Genomic DNA, 16,078 nt, shown 5'->3' with positions numbered 1-16,078 from the left:
GCGGTACGGCGCGGAACCTTCATGTGGACAGCGTCCACTTTCTGTGGCTACTCTACCGACAGCCGATGTGAACGGCGTACACATTGAGGGGGATTCCATGACTGCCGTGACTGCCGTGACTTCCGAGACCGCGGTCTCGGCCGACGGCACCGTCATCGCCTTCGACCGGAGGGGCGCAGGACCGGCCCTGGTCCTGGTCAGCGGCGCGTTCGGGGTGCGCGAGGACCCGCGCTGGCGCGAGCTCGCCGAGGAGCTCGCCGGTCGCTTCACCGTCGTCGCCTACGACCGCCGGGGCCGCGGCGACAGCGGCGACAGCGGCGGGGCCGGTGACACCGGCGAGGGGGGTTCCGCCGCGCGGTACGACGTACGGCGCGAGGTGGAGGACCTGTCCGCGGTGATCGCCGCCGTGGGCGGAACGGCGTACCTGTTCGGCATCTCCTCCGGCGCGGTGCTCGCCCTGGAGGCGGTCGCCCGCGGCGCGGCCGTCACCCGTCTCGCCCTGTACGAGCCGCCCTTCGTCGTGGACGGCAGCCGGCCGCCGGTCCCCGCCGACTACCTCGACCGGCTGACCGCGCTGCTGGCCGGGGGCTCCCGCGGGGACATGGTCGAGTACTTCATGACGGCCGCGGTCGGAGTGCCCGCCGAATACCTCGGCGGGATGCGCCAGGACCCGTCGTGGGGCTTCATGGAGTCGGTCGCGCACACCCTCCCGTACGACGCCGCGGCCATGGGGGACACCATGCGCGGCCGCCCGCTGCCGGAGGGCCGCTGGTCCCCGGTGTCCGTGCCGGTGCTGGTCGCCGACGGCGACGCGAGCTTCCCCTGGATCCACGCGGCCGCCGACGCGCTGGCCGGGGTGCTGCCCGGCGCCGTGCGCCGCACCCTGGAGGGGCAGGACCACGGCGTGGAGGCGAAGGCCGTGGCGCCCGTGCTGGCGGAGTTCTTCGGCCCGGACGGTGAAGAGGAGGAGCGCTGATGGGCGGCAGGGTGTTCGTGTCGATCGGGATGAGCCTCGACGGCTACGTCGCCGGCCCCAACGCCCGCCCCGGCAACCCGCTCGGGGACGGCGGCATGAAGATCCACCGCTGGCTCTACGAGGTGGAGGCCTGGCGGGAGCGGCAGAGCCTCGGCGGCGGCGGGCGCAGCGCCTCGGGCGAGATCGTCGAGGAGAACTTCGCACGGGCCGGCGCCTACGTCATGGGCCGCCGGATGTTCGACGAGGGCGAGGCCGACTGGCCGGACCCGCCGCCTTTCCGGGCGCCCGTGTTCGTCCTCACCCACACCCCGCGCGGGCCCTGGGAGCGGGGCGGAGGGACCACCTTCCACTTCGTCACCCACGGCGCGCACGAGGCCCTGGAGCAGGCCCGGGAGGCGGCCGGCGAGAAGGACGTGCAGATCGCGGGCGGGGCCGAGACCGTCCGGCAGTACCTCAACGCCGGCCTGGTGGACGAACTGGAGGTGCACCTGGCCCCGCTGGTCCTGGGCTCCGGCGTCCGGCTGCTCGACGGCGTGGACCCGGAGATCGCCCTCGCCCCGGAGCGGACCGTGGGGACCGGCGAGGTCACCCACATCCGGTACCGGGTGTCCCGGGGACGTGCCCCGGGACACTAGTGACATATTGAGATTCAGTCCGTAGGGTGCTGAATATGGATATGCAAACCGTCGTGGTGGGGACGTCCGGCACCACCGCCGAGGACGTCATCGCCGTGGCCCGCGGGAACGCGCGGGTCGAGTTGTCCGCAGAGGCCCTCGACGCGCTCGGGCGCGCCCGCGCGATCGTGGACGCGCTGGCCGCCAAGCCCGAGCCCGTCTACGGGGTGTCCACCGGGTTCGGCGCCCTCGCCACCCGGCACATCTCGCAGGACCTGCGGGCACAGCTCCAGCGCAACATCGTCCGCTCGCACGCGGCCGGCATGGGGCCGCGGGTCGAGCGCGAGGTGGTCCGCGCCCTGATGTTCCTGCGGCTGAAGACCGTCGCCTCCGGCCACACCGGCGTCCGCCCTGAGGTCGCCCAGACCATGGCCGACGTACTCAACGCCGGCATCACCCCGGTCGTCCACGAGTACGGCTCCCTCGGCTGCTCCGGCGACCTCGCGCCGCTCTCCCACTGCGCGCTCGCGCTCATGGGCGAGGGCGACGCCGAGGGCCCCGACGGCACCCTCCGCCCGGCCGGCGAGCTCCTCGCCGAGCACGGCATCACCCCCGTCGAGCTCCGCGAGAAGGAGGGCCTGGCCCTCCTCAACGGCACCGACGGCATGCTCGGCATGCTCTGCATGGCCCTCGCCGACCTCCGCCGGCTCTACACCTCCGCCGACATCACCGCCGCGCTCTCCCTGGAGGCGCTGCTCGGCACCGACAAGGTGCTCGCCCCCGAGCTGCACGCCATCCGCCCGCACCCCGGGCAGGGCGACTCCGCCGCCAACATGGCCGCCGTGCTCAAGGGTTCCGGCCTCACCGGGCACTTCCAGGACGACGAGGCCCCCCGGGTGCAGGACGCCTACTCGGTGCGCTGCGCCCCGCAGGTGGCCGGCGCCGGCCGCGACACCATCGCGCACGCCGCCCTGGTGGCCTCCCGCGAGCTGGCCGCCGCCGTGGACAACCCCGTCGTCCTCCCGGACGGCCGGGTCGAGTCCAACGGCAACTTCCACGGCGCGCCCGTGGCGTACGTCCTGGACTTCCTCGCGATCGCCGCCGCCGACCTCGGCTCGATCGCCGAGCGCCGCACCGACCGGCTGCTGGACAAGAACCGCAACCACGGCCTGCCGCCCTTCCTGGCGGACGACGCCGGCGTGGACTCCGGCCTGATGATCGCCCAGTACACGCAGGCCGCGCTGGTCAGCGAGATGAAGCGGCTGGCCGTCCCGGCCTCCGCCGACTCGATCCCGTCCTCCGCGATGCAGGAGGACCACGTCTCGATGGGCTGGTCCGCCGCCCGCAAGCTGCGTACCGCCATCGACAACCTGACCCGCATCGTCGCCGTGGAGCTGTACGCCGCCACCCGCGCGGTCGAGCTGCGCACCGGGCTGGTCCCGGCGCCCGCCTCGCAGGCGGCCGTGGCCGCGGCGCGCGCGGCCGGTGTGGGCGGTCCCGGGCCGGACCGTTTCCTCGCCCCCGACCTGGCCGCCGCCGAGGAGTTCGTCCGTACGGGCGGGCTCGTCGCGGCGGTGGAGAGCGTCACCGGGCCGCTCGCCTGAGTGTCCGACCCAACGCCGAAGGGCCGCCCCACTGAAGGTGGGGCGGCCCTTCGCCGTGTCGGGGCGCCGGGGCGCTACCGGGCGCGCGTACGGCTCGCCGAGAGGACCACGAAGCCGGCGCCGACGCCCAGGCAGGCCACGCCGCCGAAGACGTACGGAGTGGTGTCCGGGCCGCCGGTGTCGGCGAGCGCGAGCTGCGGCGGTGCGGACTGCGCTCCCGCCTGCGGGGAAGCGGCGTTCCCGCTCACCGGGGTGGTGTCGGCGGCGGGCGTGCCGGAGCGCTCCGGAGCGGTGGCGTTGGCCGAGGGGACGAACCAGAGGGCGCCGAGGAGGGTGGTCGCCCCCAGGGCGGTGAGCAGCGGTCGACGTGCGGACACGGTTCGATCCCCCTTGTGGCAGCAGCGAATTGGCCGTGTGGGCCGATGCTAATGAAAGGGGCGGGTCGTGGGAAAGTCGGGGCGGCCCGCAGGCTTACTCTCCGTCTCATGGAGACATCAGAGACGACGAGATTCATCCGGCTTCGTGTTGATCTGGTACTGGAAGTGCCGGATCCGGATGCACTCACCGGAGCGGCGCTGGAGCACATCAAGGCCGACGAGTACATGCCCGAGGACGAGCGCTCGCACGCCGAGGCGACCGTCCGCGAGGACGAGGCGGAGGCGCTGGCCTATCTCATCGACCCCACCGACCTGGTCGCGGAGGTGCCCGGAGTGGAGCTCGCACAGGCCTCCTGGAGCACCGAGGCGGTCGATTACGACCCCGACTCCCTGGAGTGGGACATCGACGAGGAAGATGGGGTCTTCAACGAGGAGGACGACAGCGCCTGACAGTGGGGTGGCCCACATCGGAACCGTATGTGGAACCGATCCCCCCGCCGCTTGCGTTTGTCCGTCCAAGGAGGGGGCTCCGTCCCCTGTCTTGGGACCGATGCTCAGGTTCCATCCTCGGGGTTCCGGCAACGATGGAGTGAGTGTGAGGACGAACAGCAAGCGGCGGAGAGGCCTGGCGGCCGTATCCGCCCTGCTCGGCGGGGTGCTGGTGCTCGCGGGCTGTAACGACGGCGGCAGCGACGAGAAGCCGAAGGACGGCGCGGCGAGCGGGAACTCCCAGGCGGACGTCGACGCCGCCGCGGCCAAGGACACGTCCAAGGCCCGAATAGCCATCACCCCCAAGGACGGCGCCACCAACGCCGGTCTGAACTCCACCGCCGTGACCGTCAGCGACGGCACCCTCACCAAGGTGGAGCTGAAGTCCTCCGAGGGCGGCGCCGTCCCCGGCAAGATCTCCGCCGACGGCAAGAGCTGGAAGCCGGACGCCGCGCTCAAGCGCTCCGCGAAGTACTCGCTGTCGGCGACCGCGAAGGACGCCGGGGGCCGCGAGGCGCACGAGAACGCCTCCTTCACCACGGTCTCCCCGGAGAACAGCTTCGTCGGCTCGTTCACCCCGGAGGACGGCTCCAAGGTCGGCGTCGGCATGCCGGTCTCGATCACCTTCAACAAGCCGATCAGGGACAAGAAGGCGGTCCAGTCGGCGATCACCGTCACCTCCACCAGCGGCCAGGAGATCGTCGGCCACTGGTTCAGCGCCCAGCGGCTGGACTTCCGCCCCGAGCAGTACTGGAAGGCGAACTCCACCGTCACGCTGAAGATGAAGCTGGAGGGCGTGCAGAGCGCTCCCGGCGTCGTCGGCGTCCAGGACCGCACCGCCACCTTCAAGATCGACCGCAGCCAGGTCTCGGTCGTCGACGCCAAGACGAAGAAGATGACGGTCACCCGGGACGGGCAGGTCGTCAAGACCATCCCGATCTCCGCGGGCGCCCCGGCCAACCCGACCTACAACGGTCAGATGGTGATCTCCGAGAAGTTCAAGGAGACCCGGATGAACGGCGCCACCGTCGGCTTCACGGACGACGACGGCAAGGGTGAGTACGACATCAAGGACGTCCCGCACGCGATGCGGCTGTCCACCTCCGGGACGTTCATCCACGGCAACTACTGGGGCGCCGACTCGGTCTTCGGCAGCGTCAACACCAGCCACGGCTGTGTCGGCCTGAACGACGTCCAGGGCGCCGGCGACCCGAACCAGCCCGCCGCCTGGTTCTTCGACAACTCGCTGATCGGCGACGTCGTCACGGTCACCAACTCCCCGGACAAGACCATCAAGCCGGACAACGGCCTGAACGGCTGGAACATGGACTGGGCCTCCTGGAAGGCCGGCTCCGCGGTCTGATCCACCGCGCGTCTCCCGCCACCGGAACCCCGCGTACGGCGGGGAGCACCCGGGCACACCGCCCGGAGCTCCCCGCCGTACGCGTTTCCGTCTCGCGTACTGGTGCTCCGCAGGCGCCGGGCCTATGCTGCCGGGGCTCAACGAAATTCGGACACGCACGACCGCACTTCGAACGCGCACGCCACCGGCGTGCGCGTGCGCATGTCCGGGCCGTCCGCGGAGGCGGCCGGCCCCCGTCGAGCTCGGAGGGTCCTCTTGAGAAACTCTTCCCGCGCGTTCCGCCGCGGCCCCACGGCCGCCCTGGTCGGCGGCCTGGCCGTCATGCTCGCCCTGGCCGGCGCACCGGCCCACGCGGCCGCCCCCGCCGCCGAGGCCGGCCCGGCGGTCGCCAGGAGCACCGCCGCGGCCGCGATCGTCGTCGCCAACCCCGGCACGCAGACCGGCTACCAGTACGACAGCGTCAGTCTGCAGATGACCGCCTCCGGCGGCACCACGCCCTACACCTGGTCGGCCGTCAACCTGCCGACCGGCACCCGGATCGACCCCGCCACCGGCAAGATCTCCGGGTTCCTGCGCGGCGCCGGGACCCGTACGGTCACCGTGACCGCGACCGACACTTCCGGCAACTCGGGGAGCACCTCGTTCACCTGGCGCGTGATCCGCGACGCCTGCCCGCGCTGCTGACCGCCCGGACGGTGACGCGGTGGGCGGGCCGTCCCTACGGGGTCCGGTCCGCCCGCCGTGCCGCTCCCCGGTCCGGCTGCTCGTCCGGCTGAGCCTGTTCCTGCCGGGCCCGTTCGGGCACACCCCAGGAGTTCAGCAGCGCCAGCGCCTCCGCGGACGGCGAGCCGGGCTCCGCATGGAAGGTGACCAGCGCCTGTTCCGGGTTGTCCGTCACCCGGAACGTCTCGAACGACAGCGACATCGGCCCCACCAGCGGATGCCGCAGCCGCTTCACGCCGTGCGCCTTGTCCGCGACCGTGTGCGCCGCCCACAGCCGCCGGAACTCCTCGTTCTTCACCGACAGCTCGCCCACCAGCGGGGACAGCTGCGGGTCCTCCGGGTGCAGCCCCGCGTACAGCCGCAGATTGCTGACCACTTCACAGGCCCGGCAGTCCCAGTCCTGGTACAGCGCGGCCGTGGCCTCGTCCAGGAACACCAGCCGGACCAGGTTCCGCTCCGCCGGCGGCATCGCCTCGAAGTCCCCGAACACCGCCCGCGCCAGCCGGTTCCAGCCGATCACGTCCTGCCGCCGGCCCACGATGTACGCCGGTACGCCCTCCATGGCCTCGAGCAGCGTCAGCAGCTCCGGGCGGACCCGCTCGGGCCGGTAGCTCTGCCGGCACATCCGCCCGCGCCCCTTCGGACGGGCCAGGTGCACCAGGTGCTCCCGCTCCACCTCGTCCAGCCGCAGCGCCCGGGCGATGGAGTCCAGCACCTCCACCGAGACGTTCTGCCCGTGGCCCTGCTCCAGCCGCGTGTAGTACGCCACCGACACCCCGGCCAGCTGCGCCAGTTCCTCGCGGCGCAGTCCCGGCACCCGCCGGTGCCGCCCGTACGCCGGCAGCCCCACGTCCTGCGGCTGCAGCCGGGCCCGCCGGGAACGCAGGAACTCGCTCAGTTCGGCTCGCTGATCAAGCTGGTCCATACCGTCAGTATCACCGGCGGGCCCGCCCCGGCCCCGGGCTCATCCTGACCCTGTCGGTGGTAGGTTCGCCGGTCCTAGGCAGGCCAGGGGGCTGGGTGGCCCGCCCCCGCCCCGGCATCGTGGTGCCCGTCAACCACGCACCAGCACCACCGACGGACACGATCCGAGGAGTCACCGCATGTCCCAGGCCACCGTCACCGAGGCCGTCGCCTACGCCGTCCCCGCCGCCAAGGCCCCGCTGGAGCGGACCACCGTCCCGGTCCGCGCCGTCGGCCCGCGGGACGTCCTCATCGAGATCAAGTACGCCGGCATCTGCCACTCCGACATCCACCAGGCCCGCGACGGCTGGGGCGAGGGCATCTACCCGATGGTCCCGGGCCACGAGATCGCCGGTGTGGTCGCCGCCGTCGGCGGGCAGGTCACGAAGTTCGCCGTCGGCGACCGGGTCGGCGTCGGCTGCCTCGTCGACTCCTGCCGCGCGTGCGAGTACTGCCTCCGCGGCGAGGAGCAGTTCTGCGCCGAGGGCCCCGTCTTCACGTACAACGCCCTCGACCGCAACGGCGCCCCGACGTACGGCGGCTACGCCGGCCACGTCGTCGTCGACGAGAACTACACCGTCCGCATACCCGACGCCCTCTCCCTGGACGTCGCCGCCCCGCTGCTCTGCGCCGGCATCACCCTCTACTCGCCGCTCAAGCGCGCTCAGGCGGGCCCCGGCAAGAAGGTCGCCATCGTCGGCCTGGGCGGCCTCGGCCACATGGGCGTCAAGATCGCCAAGGCGCTGGGCGCCGAGGTCACCGTCCTCTCGCAGACCCTGCGGAAGAAGGACGACGGCCTGGCCCTCGGCGCGGACCACTTCCACGCCACCGCCGACCCGGCGACCTTCGAGCAGCTGGCCGGCCGCTTCGACCTGGTCGTCTCCACCGTGTCCGCCCCGCTCGACTTCACCGCCTACCTGGGCCTGGTGAAGACCGGCGGCGCCCTGGTGAACGTCGGCGCCCCCGAGGAGCCGGTCTCCCTCAACCTGTTCTCCGTCATCAACGGCAACAAGTCCCTCACCGGCTCCATGATCGGCGGCATCGCGGAGACCCAGGAGATGCTGGACTTCTGCGCCGGGCACGGACTCGGCGCGGAGATCGAACTGATCCGCGCCGACCAGATCAACGAGGCGTACGAGCGGGTCATCGCCGGCGACGTCCGCTACCGCTTCGTCATCGACAACTCGACCATCTGAGGCGGCGCGGACCGCACCGGACCGCCGTCACAAGCAGTTCACACCCTGTGCATGGATCCCGGCCGGGCCCGCCGCGCATGATCGGTTCACATCCCGTCAGCCCCAGCGCACAGGAGTCCGCGATGCCGAGCCGCCGTCATTTCCTCGCCGGATCCGCGGCGGCGGCCGGCCTCGCCGCGCTGCCCGCCCTGGCCGGCACCACCCCGGCGCGGGCCGCGGAGTCCGGCACGGGGGCCGCCGCTCCGGGCCCGCCCAACCTGGTGGTCGTCCTCGCCGACGACCTCGGCTACGGCGACCTCGGCGCGTACGGCCAGAAGCTGATCGCCACCCCCCGCCTGGACCGGCTCGCCGCCGAGGGACTGCGCTTCACCGACGCCTACTCCGCGGCCGCCGTCTGCGCACCCTCCCGGGCCTCCCTGCTGACCGGTCTGCACACCGGGCACTCCGCAGTCCGCGCCAACCCCGGCAGCGGAGGCCAGGGCTCCCTCCGGGCCGGCGACACCACCTTCGCGGAGGTGCTCCGCGCCCGCGGCTACCGTACGGGGCTCTTCGGCAAGTGGGGCTTCGGACCGGAGGCCGCGGACCAGGAGAGCCACCCCAACTCCCGCGGGTTCGAGGAGTTCTACGGCTACATCGACCACTCCCACGCCCACCAGTACTACCCGTCCCGGCTCTGGCACAACGGCGCCGAGGAAGCTGTCGCCACCGGCTCCTACGCCCCGGACCTGATCGTGTCCAAGGCCCTCGGGTTCCTGGACGAGCACGCCGGCGGCGCCGACCCGTTCCTGCTCGTCGTCGCGCCCACCCTCCCGCACGCCCCCTCCGACGTCCCCGACACCGGCGCCTACGCCTCCCGCTCCTGGACCTCGCAGAACAAGGGGCACGCCGCCCAGATCACCCGCCTCGACCAGCACGTCGGCACGATCGTGGACCGGCTCGCCGCGCTCGGCGTGGCCGGCTCCACCGTCGTGCTGTTCGCCAGTGACAACGGGCCGCACGAGGAAGGCGGCGTCAACCCCGACCTGTTCGACGCCAACGGTCCCCTCCGCGGGTACAAGCGGAACCTCTACGAGGGCGGGGTCCGCGTCCCGCTGCTCGCCTGGGCCCCCGGCCGCATCGCCCCCGGCACCACCAGCTCCCGTCCCACCCCGCTCTACGACCTGCTGCCCACCCTCGCCGACCTGGCCGGCGCCCCCGCCCCCGCCGACATCGACGGGCTGTCCGCCGTGCCCGTGCTCGACGGCCGCGCCGACCTCGCCCCGTACCACTCGCACCTGTACTGGTACCGCGACGAGCAGGGCGTCACCAGCCGCGCCAACGCCCAGGACGGCGGCCGGGCCAAGCAGATCGCCGAGGCCGTCCGCAAGGAGGACTGGAAGGCCGTCCGCTTCGCCCCGGCCCGCGACCGCACCGCCCCCGACGCCCAGTGGGCCTTCGAGCTGTACGACCTGGCCGCGGACCCCGGCGAGACCCGCGACGTGGCCGCCGCCCACCCCGCCCTGGTCACCTCGCTGACCGCCCTCCTGCAGGCCTCCTGGGCGGACACCTACGCACGCCGCCCCTGGGGCCTGACCACCACGGCCGATCCGGCCGCCGGCACCGTCACCACCACCCTCGCCAACGGCACCGCCCGGCCCTGGACCGACGCCCGGGTCACCCTCCGCGCCCCGGCCGGCTGGACCGTCACCGCGACCGGCCCCGCCACCGCGGCCTCCCTCGCGCCGGGCGCCGCGCTCACCACCACCTGGCGGATCACCCCGCCCCCGACCGCCCTCCCCGGCACCACCCACCCGCTCACCGCCGATGCCGCCACCTCGGCGTACGCCTTCACCGCGGCCCGCCCCTGGACGGTCCTGCCGCCCGCGCCCGCCCGCGACTCCTGGCTCAGCGACCTCCCCTGGGTCTCCGCCGCCAACGGCTGGGGCCCGGTCGAGCTCGACCGCTCCAACGGCCGCAAGCCGGCCGGGGACGGCACCGCCATCTCCTTCGGCGGGCGTACGTACGCCAAGGGCCTGGGCGTGCACGCACCGTCGGAGATCGTCTACCACCTCGGCGTGCGGGCGGACCGCTTCACGGCCCTGGTCGGCATCGACGACTTCTCCACCGCGCAGTCCGCGGCCGGCGCCACCCGGGCCCGCGTCGTCGGCGACGGCCGCACCCTGTTCACCAGCGGCGTGCTCACCGGGGCGGGCGGCCCGGCCCGCGTCGACCTCGACGTACGCGGCGTCCGCCTGCTCCACCTGGTCGTCGAGGACGCAGGCGGCAACACCGCCTTCGACCACACCTCCTGGGCCGAGCCCTGGCTGATCGTCCTCCGCGCCTGAACCACCCCCCGCCGCGCTCCCGTCGGGGCGCCTTGTCCACCGACCGGTGGACAACAGGTCCAACCGGCCGATCCTGTCGGCGGAACACCCCCGGCGGCGAGGCTGAACGGCATGAAGAACCTCACCGTACGCATGGCCCGGCACAGCGCCCGGCACCCCTGGCAGGCCATCACCGGATGGCTCCTCTTCGTCGTCCTCTGCCTCGGCGCGGGCATCGCCCTCGGCTCCAACCCGGCCACCTCAGAGGACTTCCGGATCGGCGAGGCCGGCCGCGCCGAGGCCCTCGCCGCCGACGGCGGCCTCCAGCAGAAGCCCCTCGAACGCGTCCTCATCCAGGCCGCACCCGGCACCGGCCCGCTCGACCGCGCCGAGGCCGAAGCCGCCGCCCGGGAGATCGGCACCCGGATGCGACAGCTCCCCGAGGTCCTGTCGGTCGCCGACCCGGTGCCGAACGCCGCGGGCACGGCCCTGCGCGTCGACGTCACCATGAAGGGCGCGGAGCTCGACGGGAAGAAGCACGTCGACCCGCTGCTCGCACAGACCGCCGAAGTCCGGGCCGCCCACCCGCGGCTGACCGTGGAGGAGGTCGGCAGCCCCTCCATCGGCAAGGGCGTCGACAAGCTCCGCGGCGAGGACCTCTCCCGCACCGAGGTCATCGCCCTGCCCGTCACCCTCATCACCCTGCTGCTGGTCTTCGGCTCCCTGATGATGGCCGTCGTACCGCTGCTGCTGGCGCTCTCCTCGATCGTCGCCGCGGTCGGCCTGTCGATGCTCGCCTCGCACGTCTTCCCCGACGCGGGCGTCGGCACCAACGTCATCCTGCTGATCGGCCTGGCCGTCGGCGTCGACTACACCCTCTTCTACCTCAAGCGGGAACGCGAGGAACGGGCCCGGGCCGGCGGCCGCCTCACCACCGAAGCCGTCGTGGAACTGGCCGCGGCCACCTCGGGCCGGGCCGTGGTCCTCTCCGGACTCGCGGTGGCCGTGTCCAGCGCCACCCTCTACCTCGCCGACGACGTCATCTTCTCCTCCATCGCCACCGGGGCCGTCGTCGTCACCCTCGTCGCCGTCCTCAGCTCGCTCACCGTCCTGCCCGCCGTGCTCGCCAAGCTCGGCGACCGCGCCGAACGCCGCACGGCCCGCCGACAGGCCCGTGCCGAGGCCCGCGCCGCCGCAGGCAAGCCCGTACGCCGCACCCTGCGCACCCGGCGCGCCCCGCGTACCGGATCGCGTACCGGCGGCGGCCGGATCACCGCCGCCGTCCTCCGCCCGGTCGCCAAGCACCCCGCCGCCACCCTCGCGGTCTCCGGCCTCGCCCTCGTCGCCCTCGCCCTGCCCGTACTGAACATCAACATCACCGAGATGAGCCGCGAGACGCACTCCCGCGCCATCCCCGCCATGAAGACCTACGACCGGCTGATGGCGGCCTACCCCGACCTGAAGGCCATGCACCAGGTCGTCGTACGCGCCGACGCCGAGAGTGCCGAGGACGTCGCCGGCGCCCTGCGCACCCTCGCCGACCGGGCCGACGCCGAAGACCCGGCGATCGGCGGCACGCCCGTCCTGCGCGTCTCCGACGACCGCCGCGTCACCCTGCTGGAGATGGCCGTACCGCACTCCGTGAGCAGCCCCGAGGCCGAGGCCTCCCTCAAGAGGCTCCGCACCGAACTGGTCCCCGGCACCGTCGGCGCGCTCGCCGGGACCGAGGTCGCCGTCACCGGCGAGGTCGCCCGCTACGCCGACTACCCCGCCCACCAGAAGAGCAAGCTGCCGCTCATCGTCGGCGCGCTGCTGCTGGTCACCTTCGCCATGACCGTGTGGGCCTTCCGGTCCGTGGTGCTCGGCCTCGTCGGAGTCGTGCTCAACCTGCTCTCCGCCTTCGCCTCGCTGGGCCTGCTCGTCCTGGTCTTCCAGAACGAATGGGCCGAGGGGATCCTCGCCTTCGAGTCCACCGGCTCCATCGGCTCGCGCGTCCCGCTGTTCCTCTTCGTGATCCTCTTCGGCCTCTCCATGGACTACCAGGTGTTCGTGATCAGCCGGATCCGCGAGGCCCGCCTGAACGGCACCCCCACCCGGCAGGCCGTCATCGAGGGCCTGTCCTCCTCCGCCGGAGTGGTCACCAGCGCGGCCCTGGTGATGGTCACGGTGTTCGGGAGCTTCGCCGCCCTGCACCTGATCGAGATGAAGCAGATCGGCTTCAGCCTCGCCGCCGCGGTCCTGCTGGACGCCTTCGTGATCCGGATCCTGGTCCTGCCCTCCCTGATGCTGCTGCTCGGCGAGGCCAACTGGTGGCCCGCACGCGGAACGCTCCCTACCGCCCACCCCGAGCAGACGGACCGTCAGCCGGTCTCCGTAGGCTGACCACATGACCGACCGACCGGGCCGCAGGGACCTCCACCGCTGGTACACCGCCGCCTGGCTCCTCCTGGGCCTCGTCCCCTCGGCCATCGCCACGGGCGACGACTCGGGGCCGGCGAAGGCGGCCTCCCTGCTCCTGGTGGGCGCCGCCTTCGCCTACGCGGCCGTCCACCGGGCCCGGGACCACAGCCCCCTCTACTTATGGGTGCTGGCCCTCGGGCTCGGGGTGATGGCGGCCCTCCCCGGGGGCGGCGCGGCCCTCTTCGTCGCCGCCCTCCCGCAGTTCTGGTTCCAGTCCCGCGGCCCCCGGGCCGCCCTGCTGCTCAGCGGCTGCGCCGCGGCGGCCACCGTGGCCGGCAGCCTCTGGCTCGACTCGCCGGGGAACGCGGCGGCGACCCTCATCGGCTACCTCGTGTCCGTCGTGGCCGGCCTCCTGCTGCACCGCCTGCTCGCCGACACCGAAGCCCGGGCCACCGCACTGGCCGCCGAACTCTCCCTCACCCAGGAGCAGCTGGCCGAGGCCCACCGCCGCCAAGGGGCCGCCGACGAAAGGGAACGCATGGCACGGGAGATCCACGACACCCTCGCCCAGGGCTTCGCCTCCATCATCGTCCTGGCCGAGGCGGCCCGGGCCGGACTCGGCGGCGACCCGGAACGCACCGCACGCCAACTCCGCTCCATCGAGCAGACCGCCCGCGAGAACTTCGCCGAAGCCCGGGTCCTGGTCGGCTCCGCCCCGCACAGCGGCCTGACCCCCGGCTCCGTGGTCCCCACCCTGCGCCGCACCCTGGAACGCTTCGCCCAGGACACAGGGATCACGGTGGACGCGGACCTTCCCGAGGACGTCGACTGCGACCAGCAGACCCGGATCGCGCTCCTCCGCTGCACCCAGGAATCCCTGGCCAACGTACGCAAACACGCCGACGCGAGCACGGTCCTGGTGGTCCTCACCCAGCACCCGCACGCCATCGAACTCGAAATCACCGACGACGGACGCGGCTTCGTGGTCGCCGAATCCCACGGCTTCGGCCTGGACGGCATGCGCAAACGCCTCGCCGAACTCGACGGCGACCTGACGGTGACCAGCTCGGTCGGCGACGGCACCCGCATCCTGGCCACCCTCCACACCACGGGAGCTCACCATGCCTGACAGCGCACAGCCCGCGCCCGAGCCGATCCGGGTCGTGGTGGTGGACGACCACACGGTCATGCGCGCAGGAGTGATCTCCCTCCTGGCCCCCGTCCCGGACATCGAGGTCGTCGGCGAGGCGGGCGACGGCCGCGAAGCGGTCGACCTCATCGCCCGCCTGACCCCGGACGTGGCCCTGGTCGATCTCCGGATGCCCGTCATGGACGGGGTCGCGGCCACCGCCGCGATCGCCGCCGGCCCGGCCCCCACCCGGGTACTCATCCTCACCACCTACGACACCGACGTGGAGATCGAACGGGCCGTCGAGGCGGGCGCGATCGGCTACCTCCTCAAGGACACCACCGCCGACCAGCTCGCCGAGGCCGTCCGCTCCGCCGCCCGCGGCGAAACCGTCCTCGCCCCCCGCGTCGCCGAACGCCTGGTCGCCCGCATGCGCCGCCCCGCCCCGGTCGTCCTGACCGCCCGCGAACAGGACGTCCTGACCGCCGTCGCCGACGGCCTCTCGAACGCCGAGATCGGCAGACGCCTGGTCATCGCCGAAGCCACGGTCAAGACCCACCTCCTCCGCGTCTTCGCCAAACTCGACGTCAGCGACCGCACCCACGCGGTGGTCGTCGCCCTCGACCAGGGCCTCCTCACGGACCGCCGCCGTCCTTGAAGAGCGCTGAACGGCGGCACGATCCGTACGATCACGATCAGCCGCGCCCGAGGCGCCGCCAGGTAGTAGAACCAGCCGTCGGCAGCGTCCATCCGGCGCAGGCCGCCTGACCGGGGGCGTTGCCGATGTCACCGACATCGATGCCCATGGCGGCCAGCCACGAGCTGGTCCGCCAGGCGTTCGACCTCGGCCACGACGTGGTCGGGAGTGCCACCCGCGACATGCGCGTGGTCAGGGTCGTACTCCCAGCGGCATTCCTCGCTCACTGTTCGGGCAGGGAGAGGGCGGCGTGGGCCTGGTCCAGGATTCTGCCGATCTCGGCGGCGGCACGCCGGGCCTCGGTCGCGTCGGCCGACTGCGCCGCGTCCTCCCACCGCCGCATCTCCGCCGCCAGTCGTGGCTGCCGCTGGATGTGGACGTAGACGGCCCATTGGGTGATGAAGCGGCGCAACGGGGCGAGGTCGGAACCCTGCCGCGACTGGTCGGCCGCGGCATCCAGTTCCCGGGTGAACGAGGGCAGCGCCGCCGGGGCGATTCGCGCCACAGCTTGAGTCCCCCGCCGCTGTCACTCGGCCTTGGCCAGGCCGATGGGGCAGGAGACGCCCGTGCCGCCGATGCCGCAGTAGCCCGCGGGGTTCTTGTCGAGGTACTGCTGGTGGTATTCCTCGGCGTTCCAGAAGGGGCGGTCGGCGGCGGGGAGGACCGCCGTGGTGATCTGGCCGTGGCCGGAGGAGGTCAGGGCGCGCTGGTAGGAGGCTCGGGAGGCCTCGGCGGTGGCCTGGTGGGCGTCGGAGTGGGTGTAGATCGCGGACCGGTACTGGGTGCCGACGTCGTTGCCCTGGCGGAAGCCCTGGGTGGGGTCGTGGGCCTCCCAGAAGACCTTCAGGAGGGTCTCGTAGGAGACCTCGGCGGGGTCGAAGACGACCCGGACGACCTCCGTGTGGCCGGTCCGGCCGGAGCAGACCTCCTCGTACGTCGGGTTCTCCGTGTAGCCGCCCTGGTAGCCGACCAGCGTGGTCCACACGCCCGGGGTCTGCCAGAACTTGCGCTCCGCGCCCCAGAAACAGCCCAGGCCGAAGTCCGCGACCTCCAGGCCCTCCGGGTAGGGGCCGGAGAGGGGGTTCCCGAGGACCGTGTGCCGGGCGGGCAGGGTGAAGAGGGGCTCCGGGCGGCCCTTGAGGGCCTGCTCGGCGGTGGGGAGCTCGGGCGTACGGCGGTACGTGAACATGCGTCCTCCTGATGTGTACCCAGGAGAACGGGGGAGGGGGGCCGGTGATTCCCCC

The 16,078-nt window shown here is 72.9% G+C and carries 15 protein-coding genes; 11 read left to right on the top strand and 4 right to left on the bottom strand.

The features are described 5' to 3' along the window. Positions 1–106: 106 nt before the first annotated feature. The 3 genes from ACGFQ9_RS16795 to hutH are packed head-to-tail and all read left to right on the top strand — an operon-like array spanning position 107 to position 3,194. Positions 107–976 carry an alpha/beta fold hydrolase gene (locus tag ACGFQ9_RS16795; RefSeq protein WP_393574543.1) on the top strand — a complete coding sequence of 290 codons (870 nt, stop codon included), beginning with the start codon at positions 107–109 and terminating at the stop codon, positions 974–976. Beyond that, positions 976–1,611 carry a dihydrofolate reductase family protein gene (locus ACGFQ9_RS16790; protein WP_393574542.1) on the top strand — a complete coding sequence of 212 codons (636 nt, stop codon included), beginning with the start codon at positions 976–978 and terminating at the stop codon, positions 1,609–1,611. Before ACGFQ9_RS16795 ends, ACGFQ9_RS16790 begins: the two co-directional genes overlap by 1 nt. A 41-nt stretch (positions 1,612–1,652) precedes the next feature. Beyond that, a complete protein-coding gene (gene hutH, locus ACGFQ9_RS16785; protein ID WP_393574767.1) occupies positions 1,653–3,194 on the top strand; it encodes a histidine ammonia-lyase in 1,542 nt (513 codons plus the stop codon). 74 nt (positions 3,195–3,268) lie between these two features. Here hutH and ACGFQ9_RS16780 read toward each other — a convergent pair whose 3' ends face one another. Continuing rightward, positions 3,269–3,571: a hypothetical protein gene (locus ACGFQ9_RS16780; RefSeq protein ID WP_393574541.1), complete on the bottom strand. Its 303-nt coding sequence runs from the start codon at positions 3,569–3,571 to the stop codon at positions 3,269–3,271. A gap of 108 nt (positions 3,572–3,679) precedes the next feature. Between ACGFQ9_RS16780 and ACGFQ9_RS16775 the strand changes: the two genes are divergently transcribed. The 3 genes from ACGFQ9_RS16775 to ACGFQ9_RS16765 all read left to right on the top strand — a co-directional run bounded on the left by ACGFQ9_RS16775 (position 3,680) and on the right by ACGFQ9_RS16765 (position 6,107). Further along, on the top strand, positions 3,680–4,021 hold the full coding sequence (locus ACGFQ9_RS16775) for a hypothetical protein (protein WP_393574540.1): 342 nt from the start codon (positions 3,680–3,682) through the stop codon (positions 4,019–4,021). A gap of 145 nt (positions 4,022–4,166) precedes the next feature. Next, positions 4,167–5,423 (top strand): Ig-like domain-containing protein, encoded by a 1,257-nt coding sequence (locus ACGFQ9_RS16770; RefSeq protein ID WP_393574539.1) that lies wholly within the window; start codon positions 4,167–4,169, stop codon positions 5,421–5,423. 255 nt (positions 5,424–5,678) lie between these two features. Next, entirely contained in the window at positions 5,679–6,107 is a 429-nt protein-coding gene (locus tag ACGFQ9_RS16765; protein ID WP_393574538.1) for an Ig domain-containing protein, read from the top strand. Between the two features lie 34 nt (positions 6,108–6,141). On the opposite strand, the gene ACGFQ9_RS16760 is transcribed toward ACGFQ9_RS16765, so the two are convergent. Then, the gene (locus tag ACGFQ9_RS16760; protein WP_393574537.1) at positions 6,142–7,071 is read right to left on the bottom strand and encodes a helix-turn-helix transcriptional regulator; all 930 of its coding nucleotides are present in this window, start codon (positions 7,069–7,071) and stop codon (positions 6,142–6,144) included. A gap of 178 nt (positions 7,072–7,249) precedes the next feature. Here ACGFQ9_RS16760 and ACGFQ9_RS16755 point away from each other — a divergent pair, with 178 nt between their 5' ends. The 5 genes from ACGFQ9_RS16755 to ACGFQ9_RS16735 all read left to right on the top strand — a co-directional run bounded on the left by ACGFQ9_RS16755 (position 7,250) and on the right by ACGFQ9_RS16735 (position 14,795). Continuing rightward, positions 7,250–8,305 carry an NAD(P)-dependent alcohol dehydrogenase gene (locus tag ACGFQ9_RS16755; RefSeq protein ID WP_393574536.1) on the top strand — a complete coding sequence of 352 codons (1,056 nt, stop codon included), beginning with the start codon at positions 7,250–7,252 and terminating at the stop codon, positions 8,303–8,305. A 122-nt stretch (positions 8,306–8,427) separates the two neighbouring features. Further along, the gene (locus tag ACGFQ9_RS16750; protein WP_393574535.1) at positions 8,428–10,629 is read left to right on the top strand and encodes a sulfatase-like hydrolase/transferase; all 2,202 of its coding nucleotides are present in this window, start codon (positions 8,428–8,430) and stop codon (positions 10,627–10,629) included. A gap of 111 nt (positions 10,630–10,740) precedes the next feature. Next, positions 10,741–12,990 carry an MMPL family transporter gene (locus tag ACGFQ9_RS16745; RefSeq protein WP_393574534.1) on the top strand — a complete coding sequence of 750 codons (2,250 nt, stop codon included), beginning with the start codon at positions 10,741–10,743 and terminating at the stop codon, positions 12,988–12,990. A gap of 4 nt (positions 12,991–12,994) precedes the next feature. Continuing rightward, positions 12,995–14,137 carry a sensor histidine kinase gene (locus ACGFQ9_RS16740; RefSeq protein ID WP_393574533.1) on the top strand — a complete coding sequence of 381 codons (1,143 nt, stop codon included), beginning with the start codon at positions 12,995–12,997 and terminating at the stop codon, positions 14,135–14,137. After that, positions 14,130–14,795 carry a response regulator gene (locus ACGFQ9_RS16735; RefSeq protein ID WP_393574532.1) on the top strand — a complete coding sequence of 222 codons (666 nt, stop codon included), beginning with the start codon at positions 14,130–14,132 and terminating at the stop codon, positions 14,793–14,795. The genes ACGFQ9_RS16740 and ACGFQ9_RS16735 overlap by 8 nt, the downstream gene beginning before the upstream one ends. Before the next feature lie 262 nt (positions 14,796–15,057). Here ACGFQ9_RS16735 and ACGFQ9_RS16730 read toward each other — a convergent pair whose 3' ends face one another. After that, positions 15,058–15,339, bottom strand: coding sequence for a hypothetical protein (locus ACGFQ9_RS16730; RefSeq protein WP_393574531.1), 282 nt, complete (start codon positions 15,337–15,339; stop codon positions 15,058–15,060). Positions 15,340–15,360: 21 nt separating this feature from the next. Continuing rightward, positions 15,361–16,023 carry a peptide-methionine (S)-S-oxide reductase MsrA gene (msrA, locus tag ACGFQ9_RS16725; RefSeq protein ID WP_393574530.1) on the bottom strand — a complete coding sequence of 221 codons (663 nt, stop codon included), beginning with the start codon at positions 16,021–16,023 and terminating at the stop codon, positions 15,361–15,363. Between the last annotated feature and the right edge of the window lie 55 nt (positions 16,024–16,078).

The organism is Streptomyces sp. NPDC048603 (assembly GCF_043199475.1).
Classification (GTDB): domain Bacteria; phylum Actinomycetota; class Actinomycetes; order Streptomycetales; family Streptomycetaceae; genus Streptomyces.
Note: the sequence above shows the minus strand (reverse complement) of the source record. Positions and strands in the feature narration are given on the sequence as shown.